A 21,991-nucleotide genomic window follows, 5' to 3' on the forward strand; every position below is an offset into this window, starting at 1 on the left:
GTTAAAAATTATTTTAATTCATGCTTAAAAATTTTTTTCTTTAGACTATTTTTGCAAATTGCAAGCCAAAGAAATAGAATTTATGCAGATTTCAGAAAAGTACAATCCACAGGAAACAGAACAAAAATGGTACAATTACTGGTTGGAAAACAAATTTTTCCACTCAGAACCTAATGACAAACCACCATATACCATAGTCATTCCTCCACCAAACGTGACGGGGATACTACACATGGGACATATGTTGAACAATACCATTCAGGATGTTCTGGTCCGTCGTGCAAGAATGCGCGGGTTTAATGCTTGTTGGATTCCGGGAACAGATCACGCTTCAATTGCTACTGAAGCTAAAGTTGTTGCTAAACTGAAGTCTGAAGGAGTCAATAAGTCAGATATTACCCGTGAGGAGTTTTTAACCCACGCATGGGACTGGACTAATAAATATGGAGGAACTATCCTTGAGCAGTTGAAAAAACTGGGATGTTCTTGCGACTGGGACAGAACCCGTTTCACCATGGAAGATAAACTTTCTCAGCAGGTTATCAAAAGTTTCGTAGACCTTTATAATAAAGGATTGATCTACAGAGGCTATAGAATGGTCAACTGGGATCCGGAAGCGAAAACCAATATCTCTGACGAAGAAGTAATCTTTAAAGAACAAAACGGAAAATTATATTTCCTTAAATATAAAATTGAAGGTTCAGAAGAGTTCCTTTCAGTAGCAACTACGCGTCCTGAAACTATTTTTGGGGATACAGCAGTATGTATCAATCCGAATGATGAAAGATATGCACACTTAAAAGGTAAAAATGTAATTGTACCTATCGTTGACAGAGTGATTCCGATTATTGAAGATGAGTATGTGGATATTGAATTCGGAACTGGAGCTTTGAAAATTACTCCTGCTCACGATATTAATGATTACGAAATCGGACAGAAACATCAATTAAAAATGATTGATGCGCTGGATGATGACGGAAATCTTAATGAGCATGGTTTACATTATGCAGGGAAAAACAGATTTGATGTAAGAAAGCAGATTGCAAAAGAACTTGAAGAAAAAGATCTTTTGCTGAAAGCTGAAGACTACGTAAATAAAGTAGGAACTTCCGAGAGAACTGGTGCGGTTATTGAGCCTAAAGTGTCTGTACAATGGTTCCTTAAAATGTCTGAAATTGCCAAGCCAGCTTTGGATGTAGTAATGGATGACGAGGTTAAGTTCTATCCAGAGAAGTTTAAAAATACCTACAAGCACTGGATGGAGAACATTCGCGACTGGAATATTTCCCGTCAGCTTTGGTGGGGACAGCAGATTCCTGCCTATTACTATGGAGAAGGAGAGAATGACTTCGTAGTTGCTGAAGATAAGCATCAGGCTCTTGTAGTATTAGAAGAACAAAAAGGAATTATTGCTAATCTTGAAGATTTAAGACAGGATGATGACGCATTAGACACATGGTTCTCATCATGGTTATGGCCAATGTCTGTATTTGACGGATTACTGGATCCTGAAAATAAAGATATCAACTATTATTATCCAACATCTGATCTGGTTACAGGTCCGGATATTATTTTCTTCTGGGTAGCCAGAATGATTATGGCCGGATTGGAATACAGAAAAGAAGTTCCGTTCAAGAATGTTTATTTTACAGGAATTGTAAGAGATAAGCAGAGAAGAAAGATGTCAAAATCTCTTGGAAACTCTCCAGACCCTCTTGAATTAATGGATAAATATGGAGCAGATGGAGTACGTGTAGGTATTCTATTGAGTTCTGCTGCGGGTAATGATCTTCTTTTTGATGAAGATTTAATGCTTCAGGGAAGAAACTTCATGACCAAGATCTGGAATGCCTTCCGTCTGATCAATATGTGGAATCATGAAGATAAGCCAGCTATTGCAACCGATAATCAGGCAATTGAGTGGTTTGAAAACAAGCTTAACAAAACAATTGCTGAAATTAATGATCAATTCGAGAAATTCAGAATTTCTGATGCATTGCATTTGATCTATAAATTAATTTGGGATGATTTTTGCGGTTGGTATCTTGAAGCGATCAAGCCTAACTATGGAGAGGGAATTTCTAAAGAAGTATATAATAAAACCATCTATTTCTTTGAAGAGCTGATGAAGCTGCTTCATCCGTTTATGCCATTCCAGTCTGAAGAGATCTGGCAGTTGATTTCTGAAAGAAGCATTGATGAAGCGCTTGTTATTGCTCAGCAGAAGAAGGCGGATAGCTTTAATGAAGAAGTTATTAAAAACTTTGAAATCACAGCTGAATTGATTTCAGGAGTTAGAAACTACCGCCAGACAAAAGGAATATCACCAAGAGAAGCAGTTGAGGTTTATACCAATGCATCTGAATTTGCCAATGAAGCTGTAGTAAGAAAGCTTGCTAATGTTTCTGAAATCCACTTCGGACAGAAAACAGATAAACCGAGCTTTACATTCCTGGTAGGAGCAACTGAAGTTTCTATTCCTTTAAGTGAAAACTTAGATTTAGGAGAGGAAAAAGCTAAAACTGAGGAAGAACTGAAATATTTGAAGGGATTCCTGGTTTCAGTAGAGAAGAAGCTTTCCAATGAAAAATTTGTTGCGAATGCAAAACCAGAAATCGTAGAAGTAGAGCGTCAAAAGCAAAAAGATGCTCAGGATAAGATTGCGATCCTTGAAGAAAAACTGAAAAGTTTATAAAGTATAGACAATAAATTTTGTCAAAATCTCAGGCTGAGCGAAGTCGAAGCCTTTTTAGAGATGAAACAATATTTTGTATATATTTTAAAATGTTCCGATAATTCCTATTATACAGGAGTTACCAATGATATTGAGTTGAGATTCTCTCAACATCAGTCAGGGAAATTTCCTGAAAGCTATACTTATAAAAGAAGACCGGTTGAGCTGGTCTTCTTTTATCTGTTTAATGATATTATTCAGGCAATTGCATTTGAAAAACAAGTGAAAGGCTGGAGTCGTAAGAAAAAGGAAGCTATTATAAATGATAATTGGGAGAAATTGAGAGAATTATCTATTTGCCAGAATGATAGTCATTCTGACAATTGTAAAGATAAAAACTCACAAGGCTTCGACTCCGCTCAGCCTGACACAGAAAACAAAGAATAAATACAATGACACATATAGAAAACATACAAAAACTATTCTCGAAAGACTTTGTAGAGAGCCCGTTACTTGAAAGTTTTGAAGTAGGAAAGATTTACCTTTCCAGTGGGAAACTGGTTGCCTGTGATCCCTTGATCACCAATGATATGCTACCTTTTACTACAGAATTTCCAAAAGGAGACTTTTCGGTAATGCTTCATAAAGAAAGAGAAAGTAACTGTGTGGCCTATGCAGAGATTATATTCAGTGATTCTGAAGTTAAAGAATGGAAACTGGCTACCACAGCAGGACAAAAATTAAAAGATCTTGAAGAAGGAGAAGTTTTCGGATATCCTGTAGAAAGCGGGATGGGATGTCTGATGGATGTTGATACCCAAAACAGCCTTAATGAACTGGAACAAAGATTATATCAAAATAAAGGAGGTGATTTTATGGGAATCTATGAAGAATTTTTCCATGACTATTTCTTTGATGAAAACGGTGCCATAGATCAATATGCCTTTCTTAAACCGGCAAAAGAACATCCTGGAACCATCTTTGCTTTTGAAACCGGATATGGAGAAGGATTTTATGCCAGCTATATCGCTTATGATAAAGATCAACAACCCGTGAAAATAATTACTGAATTTATTGAAATAAGTTAATTATAAATTAGTTATTTTTGAGACACAATTTTGTCAGTTATTAATATTAAAGCTAATACAAAACACAATGAATTTCTCATCAGAACAACCTCGTATTATTGTTGTGGGCAGCTCATCGATTGATTTGGTTCTTGAAACCGAAAAACTTCCTTTGCCTAATGAAACCGTCTTAGCTATCAAATCAGATAGTTACTTTGGTGGTAAAGGTGCTAACCAGTCAGTAGGTACGGCCAGGTTGGGTGCAAGTGTATACTTTATAGGATGCGTTGGGATGGATCCTCTTGGACAACAGATCATGAGGAATCTGGTAAGCGAAAATGTAAATGTAGGATTTGTTCATGAAACAGATAAAGAAGCTACAGGAACTGCTTATGTAACAACTTCTCATGGAAATGCTGCTATTGTGGTAGTACCCGCAGCCAACAAGCATCTTAGCAAATCACATATAGACGAAGCCGATAAATATTTTCATACCACCGATCTTGTGCTGGTTCAGCTTGAAGTTTCTATGGATGTTGTAGAACATACCGTTAGAAAAGCTAAGAAATATGGGAAGAAGGTAGGGTTGTATGCTTCTCCGGCAATGAGAGTCAACGAAGAAATTTTAGAAATGGTTGACTTTATTGTGGCTAAAAGTAATGAACTGTATGTTATTTTTGGGGAAGAGAAAAGGGAAGAAGTTCTTAAAAAATATTTTAATAAAGTGTTTGTACGAGATGATACCAATTCTACCATTTATTTTGATGGTACCGAAATGAAATATTACCGAAACGATAAGGACGAAAAAGTATATAAAATGGGGATGGGGGATGCCTTTACATCAGGATTTGCCATTGCATTATGCCACGGGAACTCTATCGAAGAATGTGTGAAATTCGGAAATGAAGTTTCATCAAGAGTTTCAGGGGGTAAAGGATCTCAGACAGGACTTCCGAGAATCTCAGATTTCTTTTCTTAAAGCTATTTACAACATATCAAAAGTTTGAAACTTAACATAAAGATATAAGTAAAATGTCCACTTTTATAGTGGATTTTTTCTTTTTTATATTATGGAAAAACTAATATTGACCACAGAAGACCATATTAATCTTGTTGCCCATTTATTTAAGCCGGAAAGAGATAATGGTAAACTATTACTGATTAACTCAGCAACAGGGGTAAAGCAGCAGGTCTATTTTTCTTTTGCCAGCTACTTTTGTGAACAGGGATTTACAGTTATTACCTATGATTACAGAGGAATAGGACTTTCCAAGCCGAAAAATATGAGAGGGTTTCAAGGTTCTATGAGGCTTTGGGGCTCAAAAGATTATAAAACGATAACTCAATATATCAAGTCAGCATTTAAAGAATACAAAAAGTATTGTTTAGGCCATTCTGTAGGTGCACTCATTCTGGGAATGAATGAAGATTCCAACATTTTTGAAGAGTTTGTTTTTGTAGGAACACAAAATGCTTTTGTAGGAAACCTTAAAGGAAGAACAAAAGTTGAAGCGTATTTAGGTTTTGGAATTGCCCAACCATTAACAACTTCATTGCTAGGATATTTCCCCGCACATTGGTTTGGATTGGGAGAAAGTCTTCCAAAAAATTGCGCATATGACTGGAGAACCTTAATTTTAAACAAGAAATCAACCAATAAGCTGTTGGAAAAAATTGATGACTTTTCTAAAAATTTAACCCAGAAAGTATTTGTAATCCGGGCTGAAGATGATATATGGCTTACAGAAAAAGGAGTATTAAGTTTATTAAATAATACCTATTCAAATCTCAAACCTACATACAGGCTGATCGCTGCTTCAGAATCAGATAAAAATGAAATCGGGCATATCAATTTTTTTAGAAGTTACAACAGCAAACTATGGGATATTATTTTAAATGAACTGATAGATAAATGAAAAGTACGATTGACAACACAGTAGCATTTGTAAAAGAAAAATTAGAAGGAGCAGAAGCCGGGCATGACTGGTTCCATATTGAAAGAGTCTGGAAGCTGGCCGCTCAGATAGCAGAAACAGAGGATTGTGACAAAGAAGTAGTAGAATTGTCCGCACTTCTTCACGATATTGCCGATCCTAAATTTCATAACGGAGATGAAACCATTGCTCCCAAAATATCAAGAATCTTTCTTGAAGAACAGAACGTATCTGAAGAAATCATCCAGAAGGTCTTATTTGTCATTGAAAATATTTCGTTCAAGAACAGAGATCAGGCTCCGGTAAATCCACCCATTGAACTACAGATTGTGCAGGATGCCGATCGTATTGATGCCATAGGTGCTATTGGAATTGCCAGGACATTCAATTTTGGAGGTTTTAAAAATAACCTGATGTATCATCCCGATATGAAACCCAAGTTAGGGATGTCAAAAGAAGAGTATAAAAAATCTAACGGGACAACGATCAATCATTTCTATGAAAAGCTCCTTCTCCTGAAAGATATGATGAACACTGAAAAAGGAAAACAAATGGCAGAAGAAAGACACAATTATATGCTGAATTTCCTGGACCAGTTTTATAAAGAATGGAATGTAGAGTAGAAAATAGGATCAGAATGAATTGAATCTGATTCTGCTTGTCAAAAATTAACTATCCGAACAAATATTGTATGTGACATTATTAGTTCGGATATTTTCTATGAACAGATATACCAGTTCAGTTCAGAGGTTAATAAAGGTAGAAAACTATTTTTTAGGATGGTTAAAATTAAAAATTGGCCTCGGACATGGATAAAATAGAGAGAAGGAGTATCTTTGTAAAATATGACACTCATTATTTTTATCATATTTCTGGCTTGTGTCCTTTCATTGGTCCTGTTTAAGATTAAATCAGGAAGTATGGCCAAGTGGGCAAAGCTGTTTCGTATTGTAACAGTTGTTTTTTCAATTTCTGTATTTACGTACTGGTTTATCAAGAAAAGTGCTGTGGCATTTGTTGATAATTCTGTGGGGCTTCAGGTGGTTAATAAACTTCCACAGGCATTGGATTTTTACTTAATCAAAGTAGATAAAACAGATCAGAATACAACCCTTGAGCCTAAACATATTGGAAAAATACGCCCGGAATATTACAGAATAGAATACCTGAAAATGGATAAGTCTGATGAATACTGGATTGCAGGCTATCTTGGAAAGAAAAACTTAGTCTATTTTTCTCAACATTCTGTACCTAATAAAAATATTGATCAGATTGTAGAAGTACAGAACTACATCAATCAAAGTATGAAGCTGTCTGATGCGGCCAAAAAGCAGGTAGACGCTTATAATTATGAGAATACCAAACTGGGAATCTGGATTACGCTGGACTTTCTGCTTCTGTTTCTCAATCTTGTGCTGCTGATTAGAAAAAATAAATAAAAAAGGTAATGAGTTTCCAATACTCATTACCTTTTTAGTTTCTGTCAAGGATAATCCAGAATCTGCATAATCCGTTCCTTGAATTCTTCAGGACAGGCTTTGATAAGTTTATCCTTATTTTGTTTACTGATTTCTTTAGGCTCAAGCCATTCGCTCTTATTGGAATTCAAACTGTGGCTGTCATATACTCTTTTTATGGTATGATTTTCATAAAAAATATATTCATCACCAAGCCAGTTGCTAGCAATGCTGATTGTACAAATTTCCTTTTCCATAATTTATGTTTTAAAGCATAATGTTTAGTGAAATACATTATACTCTAATATACAAATTTTTTTGTTACAGAGAGGAATGAATCGGGTGTAAGAAATTAACTGAATGTAGCCTATTTAATTTTATCTCAGCAATCCTTTGTACTAAAAAAGTGTTCCGGTACTTTCTGTTGCCATTTGCGGAATATGAATATCAGTTTTCCATTCTTCATTCATCTTCCTGATAAAATAAGCGGATAATAAAGGAGAAGCTTTTTCAATGTTCTGGTGTACGAAGAAATAAAGATTCTGAAGACCTGCTTTTTTCCATTGGGTAAGATGTTTCAACCAATCATCCAGTCTTTCGTAGTCACTTTCAGCATTGGCTCCTACATAGCGGATAAATGCATTAGGGGTAGTAAGTCGCATATGAAGCATATCTCTTCTTCCGGCGGTATCTACAATGATATTGGTGATGTTATGGGCTTCAAAAAGTTCACAGGTTGTATTCAGAATTTCTTCATCGGTAAACCATTCCGTATTTCGGAGTTCTATGGCTAATGGAACTTCTTTAGGCCATTCTTTTACGAATTTTTCCAGCCTGTCATAGTCCTTAGGCTTAAAATTATCGTGAAGCTGAAGAAAAGCCATTCCCAGTTTCTCATCAAAATTGATAATAGCAGAAGCAAAATGAGTCACGGGATCCGTCACATCAATCAGCCTTCTGAAATGGGAAACCGTATTGGTGATCTTAGGGAAGAATTTAAAATTTTCCGGAGTTTTTTCTTTCCAGGTTTTTACCTGATCAGGAGTGGGCATTCCATAGAAAGTAGCATTCAATTCGATAGAATTAAACTGAGTAGCATAATAAGTCAACTCATCCTTAGTTCCTTTAGGATAGAATCCCTTAAGGTCTGTTTTATTCCATTTTGCACACCCGATAGAAATATTTTCCAGCCCTTTTTTATTAAGAGACAGTATTTCTTTGGTTTTGGGATGGTCTTTAGGTAATGTGAAATCTATTTTTGATGGGTCTTCTACTTGTCCGAATTTCATATCTGTAGTTTTGGGTGTTAAACAATAAACACAAATATAAACCAAAAATCTCAGAGCATTTCATGATTCCTACGGAAAGTAATTAGACAGAATCAGCATTGAAAACGACAAAAGCACACCTTTCGGTATGCTTTTGTAAATATAGCGTGTTTATTACTTGGTCTTATGCTTCGCAGCTTGAACATGATACGAAGTTAACCATCATTTCTTTTGAAACAGATGAACTTCTTTGGTAGTAAAGGGTTTTTACTCCTTTTTTCCAAGCTTCAATGTAAAGGTAGTTGACATCTTTTACAGGCATTGTAGAAGGAATCTGAAGATTCAGTGACTGTGCCTGATCAATATATTGCTGCCTCTGTGCTGCCTGAGAAATAATCTCCATTGGAGAAATTTCTTTGAACGTTTTGAATACTGCCTTTTCTTCAGGAGTAAGCTCGTTCAGGTGCTGTACCGATCCGTGGTTCAGCATGATTGTTCTCCATGTTTCTTCGTTATCCAGTCCTTTTTCTTTCAATAGTTGTGCAAGGTATTTATTCTTACGCATAAAGTTTCCTTTCGCAAGACCTGCTTTATAATAGTTGGAAGAGAAAGGCTCAATTCCAGGAGAAGTCTGTCCTAAGATGGCAGAACTTGAAGTGGTAGGAGCAATAGCCATTGTTGTGGTATTTCTTAATCCGTAACCTTTCAATACTTCTGGTTCTCCATAGATGTTGGCAAGTTCTCTTGAAGCCTGCTCAGCCTGCTCTTTGATATGTCTGAATGCTCTGGCGTTGAACTGAGTCGCTTCAAAACTTTCAAACGGAATCATGTTTTTCTGTAAATAAGAGTGGTATCCTAAAACTCCTAATCCAAGAGCTCTGTGACGCATCGCGAAGTTTCTTGCTCCCTGTAGGTAATAGTTTCCTTCAGTTTTGTCAATGAACTCTGATAATACAGCATCAAGGAAGTATACTGCCAGTTTTACAGCATCGGTATCTTTCCACTCATCATACAATTCCAGGTTCATGGAAGACAGACAGCAGATGAAAGATTCTTCCATTGTTGACGGAAGCATGATTTCAGAACAAAGGTTACTTGCATTCACCGTCATTCCCAGGTCTTTATAAACCTGAGGTTTATTTCTGTTCACGTTGTCTGTGAAGAAAATATACGGAAGACCTTTTTGCTGGCGGCTTTCCAATACTCTTGCCCAAACTTTACGTTTTTCCATATCACCGTCAATCATATCCTGCATCCAGTAATCCGGTACACATACTCCGGTAAACAGGTTCTGAATCGGGCTGCCGATATCTTTAATGGATAAAAATTCTTCAATATCCCCGTGGTCAATATCTAAGTAAGCAGCAAAAGCACCTCTTCTTACTCCTCCCTGAGAAACCACATCCATAGCCGTATCGAAAAGCTTCATGAATGAAACTGCTCCTGAAGATTTTCCGTTATCCGTTACAGCAGTTCCTCTGTTTCTCAATTCTCCAAAATATCCTGAAGTACCACCTCCGATTTTAGTCTGCATGATGACTTCACCCATTTTATGAGTAATTCCTTCAATGCTGTCCGGAATGTGAACGTTGAAACAGGAGATAGGAAGACCTCTTTCTGTTCCCATATTAGCCCATACAGGAGAAGAGAAGCTGATCCATCCTTTCGTGATCATTTCTTTGAATGCCGGTTGAAGTTCAGGCTTGTATAACCTTTTTGCAGCAGCAGTGGTAATTCTGTCGATAGCTCCGTCTACCGTTTCACCTTTCAACAGATATCCTCTGTTCAGCATTTGCTCAGACTCTTCATTGAGCCACCATATATTTGAATTTTGCTCTTCCATAGATGTTATATTTTCGAATTCCGGAATGAGAGAATCACTCCGGAATTTTGTTTTTTTATAATATTGATTGTAAAATTTCTACTTTGTGGGAACCGTTCAGCCCGCTTTCGTCTCTTAATCTCTGAAATTCTTTAAAAGACGGAACATTCAAAACCTCATGCTGAACTTCTTCATTGATGTAGTTTGAATAATGTACAAAAGTAACACCATCTTCCTTTACAAAAACTTTATATTCAAAGGTGGAAGGATCTAAATTTTTGAAATCTTCCAGAAACTTTTGGATATTCGTTTTATTGTTTGGAACAAATTCGGGGTTTACCGTATAGGTTACTATTACATTAATCATTTCTTTTGTATTTGTGCTTTACTGATGAACAACAATTTCACTTATTAATCAGAAAAGGGTAGTCCTGATACTGACCGCTTTGACGCTCGCTCGTCAATATTAGAACAAGTCGTTTGCTGTAATACTTTTATCGTGTTTTGTATAATCAACAGGTCTTTTAGCAAAGAAATCATCTAATGAATTGGCGAAAACTTCTTCCTCGAACCATACCATTGGTCTGTATTGTTCAGGAGTAATGTTGTATTTTGTTTTCATGTTGATTTTCTTCAAGCTGTCATCTACACGGTATTTCATGAAGTTAAGAAGATCTTCTTTAGAAACGTTGTCGATTTCTCCCAGTTCAAAGATCCAGCTAAGAATGTCTCCTTCTCTTGCGATAGACTCATCTACCAAAGTGTAAATGTCTTCGATATCGCTGTCTGTTAATAAGTCAGGCTGCTCCTCACGGATTTTGTTGATCAGGTAAATTCCTGCATTAGCGTGAATCTGCTCATCTACGGAAGTCCATGCGATGATATTGGAAACGTTTTTCATGAATCCTTTGAATCTTGTGAAAGAAAGGATGATGGCAAACTGCGAGAAAAGAGAAACATTTTCTACTAAAATACTGAATAATAGTAAAGCAGAAACATACTCTTTAGGGGTTGCAGAATTAGCGTGTTTTAAAGCATTTCCCAGGAACTCGATTCTTCCTTTTACAGCAGGAATTTCGATAACATTAAGGAATTCGTCATTGTATCCTAATACCTCTAATAAACGGGAATATGCTTCAGAATGACGAAACTCGCATTCTGCAAAAGTAGATCCTAATCCATTGAATTCCGGCTTTGGTAGGTGGTTGTATAAATTCCCCCAGAATGTCTTTACAGACACCTCGATCTGTGCAATGGCTAACAGCGCATTTTTCACAGCATGTTTTTCATGTGGTTCCAACTGCGAATGAAAATCCTGAACATCTGCAGTAAAGTCCACTTCCGAATGTACCCAGAACGATTTGTTGATTGCCTCTACAAATTGAAGAACCTCCGGGTATTCAAATGGCTTATAACTTACTCTTTTATCAAAAATTCCCATATTAAATATCTTTATAATTAAATAATTTAGATCTCTGTGGATAACGTTCAGGAAATACTTAACTTTTTGTTTATCTGCAAGTTGTGGATTAAAGTTATTCACTTCCGCAAATTCATATTTCTTGTAAAGAACTAATAGCAAAGTTCGAAAAAAAGAACTGATTTTGAAAGAGGTAAATACTAATAGGCTGACTTTTAGCCTGAAAAGTTTTCCACATTTACATGAAACTGGCTCGGATAATAGGCTAGACAGCAATCTTGAGGATAAATAGATACAAATACAGAGTTACAGTTAAACAATATTTTGTAAAGTATTATAAATAAAGCTCTATTGTGTTAAACAAAAAAATATTTGAATAAATTTTTATTCTTGTAACAATTTGAAAATATCATCTACTTATTGGGTATAAAACATACATCACTTAATGTTAGTAATTCAGGATTTAAATAAGTCATACGATACAGGGAAAAGCAAACTTCATGTTCTCAAAGGAATTAATCTGAATATTTCTGAAGGGGAGTTTGTTTCTATTATGGGAAGTTCCGGTTCCGGAAAATCCACGCTTCTTAATATTATTGGGATTCTGGATGAAAAAGATTCAGGTATCTATGAATTGGATGGAGTTCCTATCGAACATTTATCTGAAGTAAAAGCTGCGGAATATAGAAGCAGGTTTTTAGGATTTATTTTCCAGTCTTTTAACCTTATCAATTATAAAACGGCTTTAGAAAATGTAGCACTTCCTCTGTACTATCAGAATGTACCGAGAAAAGAGCGAAATCAGAAAGCGATGGAATATCTGGAGAAAGTAGGATTGGCACAATGGGCCAACCACCTTCCGAGTGAACTTTCCGGAGGACAGAAACAAAGAGTCGCTATTGCAAGAGCTTTGATTACAGATCCAAAAGTAGTACTGGCAGATGAACCTACAGGAGCATTGGATTCCAAAACTACTCATGATATTATGAAACTGCTTCAGGATATCAATAATGAGGGGAAAACAATCATCGTTGTAACCCATGAACCTGATGTAGCTGCACAAACCAAAAGAAATGTAGTACTGAAGGACGGGATTATTGAAAGTGATGAGTTTATTAAGCAGATTGTATTATAAGTGAATCGTGAATGGTCAATTTTGCTTTACAAGTGAATTGATAATGAAGAGGGAAAATAATTAATAACACACACGAATGAATATGAAAAAAAATAAAAATGTTTTTAAATCTGAACCATTATAAGCTTGACGTATATCAGTCAGCCAGAGAATTAAGAATAGAATGTTATAAAATTTTATCTAAAATCCCTGATCATGAAAAGTTTAACATAATCGATCAGATACGAAGAGCTTCTACTTCAGTTGTATTAAATATTACTGAAGGATGTTCAAGAAAATCTGAACTGGAAAGAAAGAGGTATTTTGAAATTGCCAGAGGTTCGGTTATTGAGTTGGATTCTTGTTTTGATATCGTTATAGAATGTAATTATATTAGAATAGAGGAATTAACAAAAATTGGAAATTTAATAAAAACAGCATTTATCTTGTTAAGTAAAATGTTAAAAAAAGATTAGAAATGTGAAAATTAGTCAGGTTCGTAACTAAAGTTTTGCGAAGAATAAATTGACAACAAAGTTAATTGACTTCGAAGAAAATTGAGAGCGCAGCTAATTGACTTTTTTACAAAGTAAAAAAATAAAAACTATGTTTGACCTAGATCGTTGGCAGGAAATATTCAGTTCTATCCGGAGCAATGTGCTCAGGACGGTACTTTCAGGGTTTACGGTAGCCCTGGGGCTGTTTATTTTCATTGTACTTTTTGGAATTGGAAAAGGACTTCAGAATGCTTTCTCAGAAGGATTTGCCGGAGATGCTAAGAACCTTATTATTATTTCAACAGGGAAAGCCACTTTAGCGTATAAGGGATTACAGTCTGATAGAAATATTTCAATGAATAACGCAGACTATGATTTTTTGATAAATGCAGATAAGAAAAAAGCGGGTCCTTCAAGTCCCAGGTATAGCGCCAATTTAATGGTGAAATATGGGAAAGAGAGTGGTCTCTATCAGATCAATGGTGCTGAGCCGGGAGAGCAGGTTATTGAGAATAGAAAAATTATTGATGGTCGTTATCTGACATCTATGGATTTGACAAGGAAATTAAATGTTGCCGTAATCGGAAGAATGGTTCAGCGGGATTTGATCAAAAATGGAAATCCTATTGGAAAAGAGCTGGATATTAACGGAACGATGTACAAGGTGATCGGAGTCTTTTCAGATGATGGAGGAGACCGGGATGAAAGACATATTACAGTGCCTATTACCACTTTACAGCAGATGAAAAAGGGTTCTGACACAGTGAATATAGCTTATATCACCTATAATGATAAGTTGACTCCGGATCAGGCCATAAAATATGGTGATGAGTTACAAGATAAACTGAAAGCCAGAAAAAATGTTTCTCCTGATGATGAAAATGGAGTTCGTGTCTGGAATAACGCCAAAAATATGAATGATACATTTACGTTTATGGCAGTCCTTACCGCTATTGTTGGATTTATTGGTCTGGGAACATTGCTTGCGGGAATTATCGGGATCAGTAATATCATGGTGTATATCGTGAAAGAAAGAACCAAAGAAATCGGAGTACGAAAAGCTATTGGGGCAAAACCAAGTGGAATCGTAGGACTGATTGTTCAGGAAAGCGTTGTGATTACAGTGGTATCCGGACTTGTAGGAGTAGGAGTAGGTGTTTTGACATTAAGCCTTATTGGTGACAGTCTTGAAGAATTCTTCATTAAAAGTCCAAGTGTAGGTTGGGGGGCTATTATTATGGCATTTATTGCCCTGATTTTTTCAGGATTGATTGCTGGATTTGTACCTGCGTACAGAGCTTCAAGAATCAAACCTATTGAAGCATTGAGAACAGAATAATATAAACTAAAAAACAAAAGCAAATTTTTAGTTAAAAGAATGAATGGAATTCATAACTCATATTTATAACTTATAATTCAAAAAGGTGAATATCATATTTAAAAAAGATACTTGGCAGGAAATTTATTATTCATTGAGGAATAATAAACTCCGAACATTTCTTACCATGATTGGCGTAGGATGGGGAATGTTTTTGTATGTAAGCCTTCTTGGAGCCGCAAAAGGGATGGAGAATGGTTTTGATAAATTATTTTCCGGTTTTGCCACCAATTCAATCTTCTTATGGGCACAGAAAACATCCATTCCATATGAGGGATTTCCTAAAGGAAGAGAAGTTCACTTGAACTTAACCGATATGGATATGCTGAAAAGGAAAGTAACAGCCATAGATTATATATCGCCACAAAATGCCAGAGGAAGCTTTACCGGAACACCGGGAGAATCAATGTCAAGAAACGGGAAAAACGGTACTTATTCATTAACGGGAGATTACTCTGTAGGAAATAAAATTTCAGAAAAGAAACTGATCTACGGACGCTATATCAATGATGCCGATGTTTCCGGAAATAAAAATGTAGTAGTTATTGGAGAAGAGATTTATAAAAACTTCTTTGATTCCAAGAAAAAAGAAAATCCAATAGGAAAATCAATCAATATTAAAGGTCTCTTCTTTAATGTCATCGGAGTTTTTCGTGTGAAAAAAGGAGGCGGCTTTGAAAATGATCAGACCGCTTTCATTCCACTTTCCACTTATACGAAAATGTATAATGCAGGAGACCAGATAGACCTGTTTGCGATTGTAAGTAAGCCTAATGCTAACGTTAATTCCGTGGAAGAAGATGTAAAACAGGTTTTAAAAACCAAAAATAAAGTTTCACCTGAAGACACCAATGCTTTCGGAAGTTTCAACCTTGGAAAAGAGTTTAAAAAACTAACCGGTTTTCTTACTGGGATGCAGCTACTGACCATTATTGTTGGTACACTGACGATTCTTGCAGGAGTAATCGCTATCTCCAATATTCTTTTGATTACAGTAAAAGAGAGAACCAAAGAAATCGGAATCAGAAGAGCATTGGGAGCAAAGCCTGCTGAAGTAAGAAATCAGATTTTGCTGGAAAGTGTTGTGATTACACTCTCCTCAGGATTAATAGGTTTTATGTCTGGAATTTTTGTACTCATGATCCTCAATGCGGCTACCCAGGGTCAGGATTCATTTCCTTTTTATAATCCGACCGTTAACTATGGAAACGTATTTGCGGCGATGGCTGTAATGGTGGTTTTAGGATTGATAATCGGAATGATTCCTGCGCAGAGAGCGGTAAAGATCAGACCTATTGAAGCATTAAGAACAGAATAATTAATTTTCACATCATTCAATTTAAAAAAAATAAACTATACATATGAAAAAGAAATTCACCTGGAAAAAAGCCATTTATATAGTCTTGGGGCTTTTATTTGCAGTGGCATTGTTCTCAGGGCTTGGCTATTTTATCAAATCAAACTCCAAAGAAAGTGAGGCTTTCCTTACCCGCAAACCTACTATCCAGAATATGGATGATAAAGTAATGGCTACAGGGAAAATCGTTCCCAAAGAAGAAATTGAAATCAAACCCAATATTGCTGGGATTATCGATAAGATTTTAGTAAAAGAAGGAGATAAAGTAGAAGTAGGACAGCTGATTGCTACCGTAAAAATTGTTCCAAGTATCTCCGAAGTAAACGCTGCTCAGCAGGAAGTTCAGAATGCGCAGATCCAGATCAGCAATGCTCAGATGAATGTAGGGAATATGCAGAAACAGTTTGAAATGCAGGATAAGCTATACAAACAAGGAGTCGCTTCTAAACAGGAGTATCTGAACGCCCAGCAGCAATTGTACTCTCAGCAACAGACTTTAAAAAATGCCCAGCAGCAATTGAATACCGCTCAAAAAAGATTACAGATTGCTAAAACAGGTGCCACTCCTGAACTTAAAGGACAAGGGTTAGCGACTACAGAAATTCGGTCCAAAGCTTCAGGTACTGTACTGGAAGTTCCTGTAAAAGCAGGAAGCCAGGTGATTGAAGCCAATAACTTTAATGCCGGAACTACAATCTGCTCAGTGGCTGATTTAAATGTTTTGATTTTTAAAGGTGAAATTGATGAAGCACAAGCCGGAAAACTAAGTGAAGGGATGGATATGAACATCGTGATCGGTGCTCTTCAAAATAAAACTTTCCCTGGAAAACTAACGATGATTGCTCCAAAAGGAAAAGATAATGCAGGAACAATTAAATTTCCGGTAGAAGGAAACGTAACTAATCCTAATAATGAGTATATTAGAGCAGGTTTTTCTGCGAATGGTGAAATTGTATTGAGTTCTCAGAAAAATGCATTATTATTGGATGAGTCTTTAGTTCAGTACGAAAAGAAACAAGGAAAAGATGTACCTTTCGTAGAAGCAAAACAAAAAGATGGGAAATTCAAAAAAGTATATGTGAAACTGGGAGCTAGTGACGGGATCAACGTTCAGATTCTTCCGGGATCAAATATCACAAAAGATACCGAAGTAAAAGTTTGGAACCCTTCTGATAAAGACAAAGAAGAGCTTAAAGAAAAAGCAAATAAAAAATAATAAACTACACTATACACTTTTAAACTGTGAATCCCGGAGGAATTTTTTTCGTCCGGGATTCTTTTTTTAGATCAAAACTTTTGCAAGTGTAAATTCCTATATTTGAATTGGATAATCTATGAAAAATGTGCAGATACGCTGGGAAAACCTATAAATCACATTACGTATGCTTCAAATGCAGAAAATCATTTAAACAACAGAATGTATACGATATTATAAAAAGAGTAGAAAAAGAAAAAGTATACCATGAGCCTAATGGGAAGGTAATTCGTAAAGTGGTATATGTTTTCACAAAAAGAGAAACAGAAGAATTACAAAAAATTGTTTCAGAGATTGAAAACAGAACTATAAAATGTCCTGAGTGCAGCAACGTAATGGCTGATCTGGGGAAAGATTTCAAAGCTCCAAAAAAAACAGCAGTCAAAGAATGGAAAATTATAGAAAGTCTTTTAAAAACAGGAAAATGCTTTCATACATGCGGCTGTGATGGAATTGGATATATTCCCAAAAATCCTAATGACTATGAAATGTATTTAAAAACCATCTTGCAGTCTTATCAGGAATCATTGATTTCATGTCAAAATAAATCTATAGAAGAATTCCCGGATAAAAATGAGGAAATTAATTATTGGTCAGACAAGATTCAAAAAGTAAAAACTGAAATTGCTGATAATAAATTCGGAAAGGTGTAACAAAAAGTAATTTTAAAATGTCTTAATTTTAAATTCCAAACTATACCTCCATGAAAAAAGACTATTGGATTCTGTTACTTTTTATCATTGCAAAGTTTGCACTCCAATACTCGCTGATAAGCCCTGAGTATGAACTTCACAGAGATGAATACCTGCATCTTGATCAGGCTAATCACCTTGCCTGGGGATATCTCTCCGTTCCTCCCGTTAATTCCTGGTTGGCCTGGATAATTAAAATGTTGGGAAATTCCATCTTTTGGGTTAAATTCTTTCCAGCGCTGTTCGGAGCTTTGACGATAGTACTGACATGGAAAGTTGTGGAAGAGCTCAATGGAAACCTGTTTGCTAAAGTATTGGCTTCTTTAGGGCTATTATTTTCAGTGCTTCTTCGGGTAAATATGTTATTCCAGCCAACCTCTCTGGAGATCTTCCTATGGTTGTTTATTTACTACAGTCTGATTAAATATTTCAATTCCCAACAAGTAAAATGGTTGTATATAGGTGCCATCATTGTCGGAATAGGAATATTAAACAAATACAATATTGCTTTTTCATTGTTAGGGCTTATTCCTGCATTATTGCTGACAGAGCAAAGGAAGATTTTTATGCTGCCTCATTTGTACTGGGCTGCACTTTTAGCTTTGATTATTATTTTTCCCAACCTTCTCTGGCAGTACCAGAACCAGTTCCCGGTTGTTCATCATATGAAAGAACTTTCTGAACGGCAGCTTGTACATGTAGACAGAATGGATTTTATGAAATCCCAGATTTTATTTTTTGCCGGAGTTATTTTTGTGATGATTGCAGGCTGGGGAGCATTGCTGTTATACAAACCTTTTGAAAAATACAGGTTTTTCTTTTGGAGCTATATCTTCACGATCACTCTGTTTTTGTTTTTTAAAGCAAAAGATTACTACGCAATCGGACTCTATCCTGTGTATATTGCTTTTGGTGCTGTTTTTCTCGGAAATTTATTTGAAAAAGGCCGGAAAAGATTTTTGAAGCCGGTTAGCATACTTATTCCAATACTTTTATTTCTGCCTTTGTATAATGTGGCTTTTCCAAATAAAAGTCCTGAATACATCGTGTCCCACCAAAGTCAATACAAAAAATTAGGGTTGCTTCGCTGGGAAGATGGAAAAGATCATCCGCTGCCACAGGATTTTGCTGATATGCAGGGTTGGAAAGAGCTGGCTCAAAAAGTAGATAAAGAATATTCCAGATTGTCAAAAACCGGAAAAACCATGGTACTGTGTGATAATTACGGACAGACCGGAGCTATTAATTATTACTCAAAAGCCGGAGTCGTGGCAGTGTCATTTAATGCAGATTATATCAATTGGATAGATGTAAACAAAAATATAAAAATGTGATCAGGATTAAAGAGGCATCTGAAGCAGGAAAAGAACTTAAAGAATCCGGTTCCTTTTTTGAAATTGCAACATTAAAAGATTCCATTACCAATCCTTACGCGAGAGAAAGAGGAACTGCAATTTTCAGTTTAATGGAAGCAAAAGTAAATATCAACAAGAGAATTCAGGATGAAATTATCGAAGTTAAAAATGAATGGAAATAGTTTTCAATAACGTTGGAAATGATGATTTGCAGATAGGATAAAGCTAATAGATAAATATTATTGCAACTTTATTGCGTTAATTGATTTTAGGTTAACTTTGTATTATCAATTATCAATTATCAATTATCAATTATCAATTATCAATTATCAACTAAACTATGGAAAACAAAAACTTTGATGTCATCATAACAGGAGGGAGCTATTCAGGATTATCTGCAGCAATGGCTTTGGGGAGATCATTAAGAAATGTCCTGGTTATCGATAACGGAAAACCTTGCAACAGACAAACTCCACATTCCCATAATTTTGTTACTCATGACGGAAAAACACCTGCGGAAATTGCAAAGCTGGCAAAACAAGATGTAGGAAAGTATGATACCGTACGATTTTATAATGGAACAGTGGTAAAAACTTCGAAAGCAAATGAAGGTTTTGTGATTGAAACTTCAACAGGTGAAAAATTTTACGCTAAAAAATTGATCCTTGCCTCAGGAGTGAAGGATATTATGCCGGATATTCCCGGATTTGCAGAATGTTGGGGAATTTCTGTTATTCATTGCCCATACTGTCATGGCTATGAAGTGAAAAATGAAATTACCGGAATTCTTTCCAACGGAGATATGGCCTACGAGTTTTCAAAACTGATTTTTAATCTGACTAAAAATCTCACTTTATTTACCAATGGAAAAGCTGTTCTTAGTGACGAACAACTTGAAAAACTAAAGAATAATAATATCATCCTTAACGAAGATGAAATCAAAGAAGTAAAACATGAAAATGGTTTCATTCAAAAAATAATTTTTAAAAACGGAAAGGAAGTTCCATTGCAGGCTTTGTATGCGAAAATTCCTTTTGAGCAAAATATCAATGTATCTGATGATCTGGGGTGTGAACTTACAGAACAGGGGTTTATTAAAGTGGATATAATGCAGAAAACAACCGTTTCCGGACTTTTTGCCTGTGGAGATACTGTAACCATGATGCGTTCCGTAGCCAATGCAGTTGCCCAAGGGAATTTTGCCGGAGCTATGGTGAATAAAGAACTTTCTGATGATGAATTTTAAAGGCTTTTTGACACATTTAAAAGAACCATAATGTAGGATTTGTGGATATATATATTCATTTTTTAGTGTTTAAAAATCATTTTTTCAATAGAGAAATCTCGACGAAAATTCCGTACATTTGGGGTGAAAATTTCAAAAACTAAAAGTAAAATGGATATTATTTTCGACCTGATTGAAAAGGAAAGACAAAGACAAACCCATGGTTTAGAACTTATTGCATCAGAAAACTTTGTTTCTGAAAACGTGATGAAAGCAATGGGAAGTGTACTGACAAATAAATATGCTGAAGGATATCCCGGAAAAAGATATTACGGAGGATGTGAAGTAGTAGATGAGGTTGAAACTTTAGCGATTAACAGAGCTAAAGAACTTTTTGGAGTAGACTACGTGAATGTTCAGCCGCATTCCGGTTCTCAGGCGAATGCAGCCATTTATCTTGCAGTTTTGAAACCAGGTGACAAAATCATGGGGATGGACCTTTCAATGGGAGGACACCTTACTCACGGTTCTGCAGTGAATTTCTCAGGGATTCAATATAACGTAGTTTCTTACGGTGTTCAGCAGGAAACAGGTCTTATCGATTATGACCAAATGAGAGAAGTGGCATTGAGAGAAAAACCAAAAATGCTTATCGCAGGTTTCTCAGCATATTCAAGAGATTTAGACTATGCTAAGTTCAGAGAAGTAGCAGACGAAGTTGGAGCAACGCTTTGGGCAGATATCGCTCACCCGGCAGGTCTAGTGGCAAAAGGATTGTTAAACTCTCCATTCGAACACTGTCATGTAGTAACGACTACTACTCACAAAACCCTTAGAGGACCAAGAGGAGGGATGATTATGATGGGTAAAGATTTTGAAAATACTTACGGTCACAAAACCCCAAAAGGAGAAATTAAAATGATGAGCCAGGTGCTGGACGGAGCTGTATTCCCAGGTATTCAGGGTGGCCCTCTTGAGCACGTAATTGCTGGTAAAGCGGTAGCGTTCGGTGAAGCATTGGATGTACAGTTCGAAACTTATGCAAAACAGGTTAAATCTAACGCTCAGGCATTATCAAAAGCAATGATCGACAGAGGTTTTGATATCGTAAGCGGTGGTACAGATAATCACCTGATGTTAGTAGATCTTAGAAATAAAGGAGTAAACGGTAAAGAAACTGAAAAAGCTTTAGTGCTTGCTGATATTACTTGTAATAAAAATATGGTTCCTTTTGATGATAAATCACCATTTACAACATCTGGTATCAGATTAGGAACTGCTGCTATTACTACCAGAGGACTTAAAGAAAATGATATGGATACTATTGCAGGGTTAATTTCTGAAGTGGTAGATAATATCAAGAATGAAGAAGTTCTTGGATCTGTAAGAAAGAAAGTTAACGAATTAATGGAAGATAAAGCTCTGTTCAATTACTAACAGACATTCCAATATCATATAAAGAATGGGCAAACTGCT

The 21,991-nt window shown here is 36.0% G+C and carries 22 protein-coding genes; 17 read left to right on the plus strand and 5 right to left on the minus strand.

Going from position 1 to position 21,991, the window contains the following annotated elements; genetic code table 11:
- The first annotated feature begins 82 nt into the window (after positions 1–82).
- The 7 genes from KBP46_RS19875 (at position 83) to KBP46_RS19905 (ending at position 7,114) form a co-directional block, all read left to right on the plus strand.
- Positions 83–2,695 carry a valine--tRNA ligase gene (locus tag KBP46_RS19875; protein ID WP_216443988.1) on the plus strand — a complete coding sequence of 871 codons (2,613 nt, stop codon included), beginning with the start codon at positions 83–85 and terminating at the stop codon, positions 2,693–2,695.
- Between the two features lie 60 nt (positions 2,696–2,755).
- Positions 2,756–3,121 (plus strand): GIY-YIG nuclease family protein, encoded by a 366-nt coding sequence (locus tag KBP46_RS19880; RefSeq protein WP_216443989.1) that lies wholly within the window; start codon positions 2,756–2,758, stop codon positions 3,119–3,121.
- Positions 3,122–3,126: 5 nt separating this feature from the next.
- Positions 3,127–3,762 (plus strand): DUF4241 domain-containing protein, encoded by a 636-nt coding sequence (locus KBP46_RS19885; protein ID WP_062673956.1) that lies wholly within the window; start codon positions 3,127–3,129, stop codon positions 3,760–3,762.
- 67 nt (positions 3,763–3,829) lie between these two features.
- Entirely contained in the window at positions 3,830–4,720 is an 891-nt protein-coding gene (locus KBP46_RS19890; RefSeq protein WP_034699029.1) for a ribokinase, read from the plus strand.
- Positions 4,721–4,811: 91 nt separating this feature from the next.
- On the plus strand, positions 4,812–5,657 hold the full coding sequence (locus KBP46_RS19895) for an alpha/beta hydrolase (RefSeq protein WP_062673958.1): 846 nt from the start codon (positions 4,812–4,814) through the stop codon (positions 5,655–5,657).
- Entirely contained in the window at positions 5,654–6,298 is a 645-nt protein-coding gene (locus KBP46_RS19900) for an HD domain-containing protein (protein ID WP_120232081.1), read from the plus strand. Before KBP46_RS19895 ends, KBP46_RS19900 begins: the two co-directional genes overlap by 4 nt.
- A 222-nt stretch (positions 6,299–6,520) precedes the next feature.
- Positions 6,521–7,114 (plus strand): hypothetical protein, encoded by a 594-nt coding sequence (locus KBP46_RS19905; protein ID WP_082798780.1) that lies wholly within the window; start codon positions 6,521–6,523, stop codon positions 7,112–7,114.
- Positions 7,115–7,158: 44 nt separating this feature from the next.
- Here KBP46_RS19905 and KBP46_RS19910 read toward each other — a convergent pair whose 3' ends face one another.
- The 5 genes from KBP46_RS19910 to KBP46_RS19930 form a co-directional block, all read right to left on the minus strand.
- A complete protein-coding gene (locus KBP46_RS19910) occupies positions 7,159–7,389 on the minus strand; it encodes a hypothetical protein (RefSeq protein ID WP_062673962.1) in 231 nt (76 codons plus the stop codon).
- 141 nt (positions 7,390–7,530) lie between these two features.
- The gene (locus KBP46_RS19915) at positions 7,531–8,421 is read right to left on the minus strand and encodes a DUF72 domain-containing protein (protein WP_120232080.1); all 891 of its coding nucleotides are present in this window, start codon (positions 8,419–8,421) and stop codon (positions 7,531–7,533) included.
- Between the two features lie 163 nt (positions 8,422–8,584).
- Entirely contained in the window at positions 8,585–10,243 is a 1,659-nt protein-coding gene (locus tag KBP46_RS19920) for a ribonucleoside-diphosphate reductase subunit alpha (RefSeq protein WP_062673967.1), read from the minus strand.
- Positions 10,244–10,298: 55 nt separating this feature from the next.
- On the minus strand, positions 10,299–10,589 hold the full coding sequence (locus KBP46_RS19925; RefSeq protein ID WP_062673969.1) for a hypothetical protein: 291 nt from the start codon (positions 10,587–10,589) through the stop codon (positions 10,299–10,301).
- Positions 10,590–10,688: 99 nt separating this feature from the next.
- Positions 10,689–11,663: a ribonucleotide-diphosphate reductase subunit beta gene (locus tag KBP46_RS19930; RefSeq protein WP_062674779.1), complete on the minus strand. Its 975-nt coding sequence runs from the start codon at positions 11,661–11,663 to the stop codon at positions 10,689–10,691.
- 424 nt (positions 11,664–12,087) lie between these two features.
- Here KBP46_RS19930 and KBP46_RS19935 point away from each other — a divergent pair, with 424 nt between their 5' ends.
- The 10 genes from KBP46_RS19935 to glyA all read left to right on the plus strand — a co-directional run bounded on the left by KBP46_RS19935 (position 12,088) and on the right by glyA (position 21,952).
- A complete protein-coding gene (locus KBP46_RS19935; protein WP_062673972.1) occupies positions 12,088–12,777 on the plus strand; it encodes an ABC transporter ATP-binding protein in 690 nt (229 codons plus the stop codon).
- Positions 12,778–12,875: 98 nt separating this feature from the next.
- Positions 12,876–13,232, plus strand: a complete 357-nt coding sequence (locus tag KBP46_RS19940) for a four helix bundle protein (RefSeq protein WP_216443990.1) — start codon at positions 12,876–12,878, stop codon at positions 13,230–13,232.
- Positions 13,233–13,362: 130 nt separating this feature from the next.
- Positions 13,363–14,592, plus strand: a complete 1,230-nt coding sequence (locus KBP46_RS19945) for an ABC transporter permease (protein ID WP_216443991.1) — start codon at positions 13,363–13,365, stop codon at positions 14,590–14,592.
- An 85-nt stretch (positions 14,593–14,677) separates the two neighbouring features.
- On the plus strand, positions 14,678–15,949 hold the full coding sequence (locus KBP46_RS19950) for an ABC transporter permease (RefSeq protein ID WP_062673979.1): 1,272 nt from the start codon (positions 14,678–14,680) through the stop codon (positions 15,947–15,949).
- A gap of 43 nt (positions 15,950–15,992) precedes the next feature.
- Positions 15,993–17,204, plus strand: a complete 1,212-nt coding sequence (locus tag KBP46_RS19955) for an efflux RND transporter periplasmic adaptor subunit (protein WP_062673981.1) — start codon at positions 15,993–15,995, stop codon at positions 17,202–17,204.
- A gap of 125 nt (positions 17,205–17,329) precedes the next feature.
- Positions 17,330–17,896 carry a hypothetical protein gene (locus KBP46_RS19960; protein ID WP_216443992.1) on the plus strand — a complete coding sequence of 189 codons (567 nt, stop codon included), beginning with the start codon at positions 17,330–17,332 and terminating at the stop codon, positions 17,894–17,896.
- A 50-nt stretch (positions 17,897–17,946) separates the two neighbouring features.
- The gene (locus tag KBP46_RS19965) at positions 17,947–19,269 is read left to right on the plus strand and encodes a glycosyltransferase family 39 protein (RefSeq protein ID WP_367397884.1); all 1,323 of its coding nucleotides are present in this window, start codon (positions 17,947–17,949) and stop codon (positions 19,267–19,269) included.
- Entirely contained in the window at positions 19,266–19,472 is a 207-nt protein-coding gene (locus tag KBP46_RS24160; protein WP_367397885.1) for a hypothetical protein, read from the plus strand. Before KBP46_RS19965 ends, KBP46_RS24160 begins: the two co-directional genes overlap by 4 nt.
- 158 nt (positions 19,473–19,630) lie before the next feature.
- Positions 19,631–20,536, plus strand: a complete 906-nt coding sequence (locus KBP46_RS19970) for an NAD(P)/FAD-dependent oxidoreductase (RefSeq protein WP_216443993.1) — start codon at positions 19,631–19,633, stop codon at positions 20,534–20,536.
- A gap of 150 nt (positions 20,537–20,686) precedes the next feature.
- Positions 20,687–21,952: a serine hydroxymethyltransferase gene (gene glyA, locus KBP46_RS19975; RefSeq protein ID WP_216443994.1), complete on the plus strand. Its 1,266-nt coding sequence runs from the start codon at positions 20,687–20,689 to the stop codon at positions 21,950–21,952.
- Positions 21,953–21,991: the final 39 nt, after the last annotated feature.

The sequence above is a fragment of the Chryseobacterium sp. PCH239 genome, from assembly GCF_018924625.1.
GTDB classification, from domain to species: domain Bacteria; phylum Bacteroidota; class Bacteroidia; order Flavobacteriales; family Weeksellaceae; genus Chryseobacterium; species Chryseobacterium cucumeris.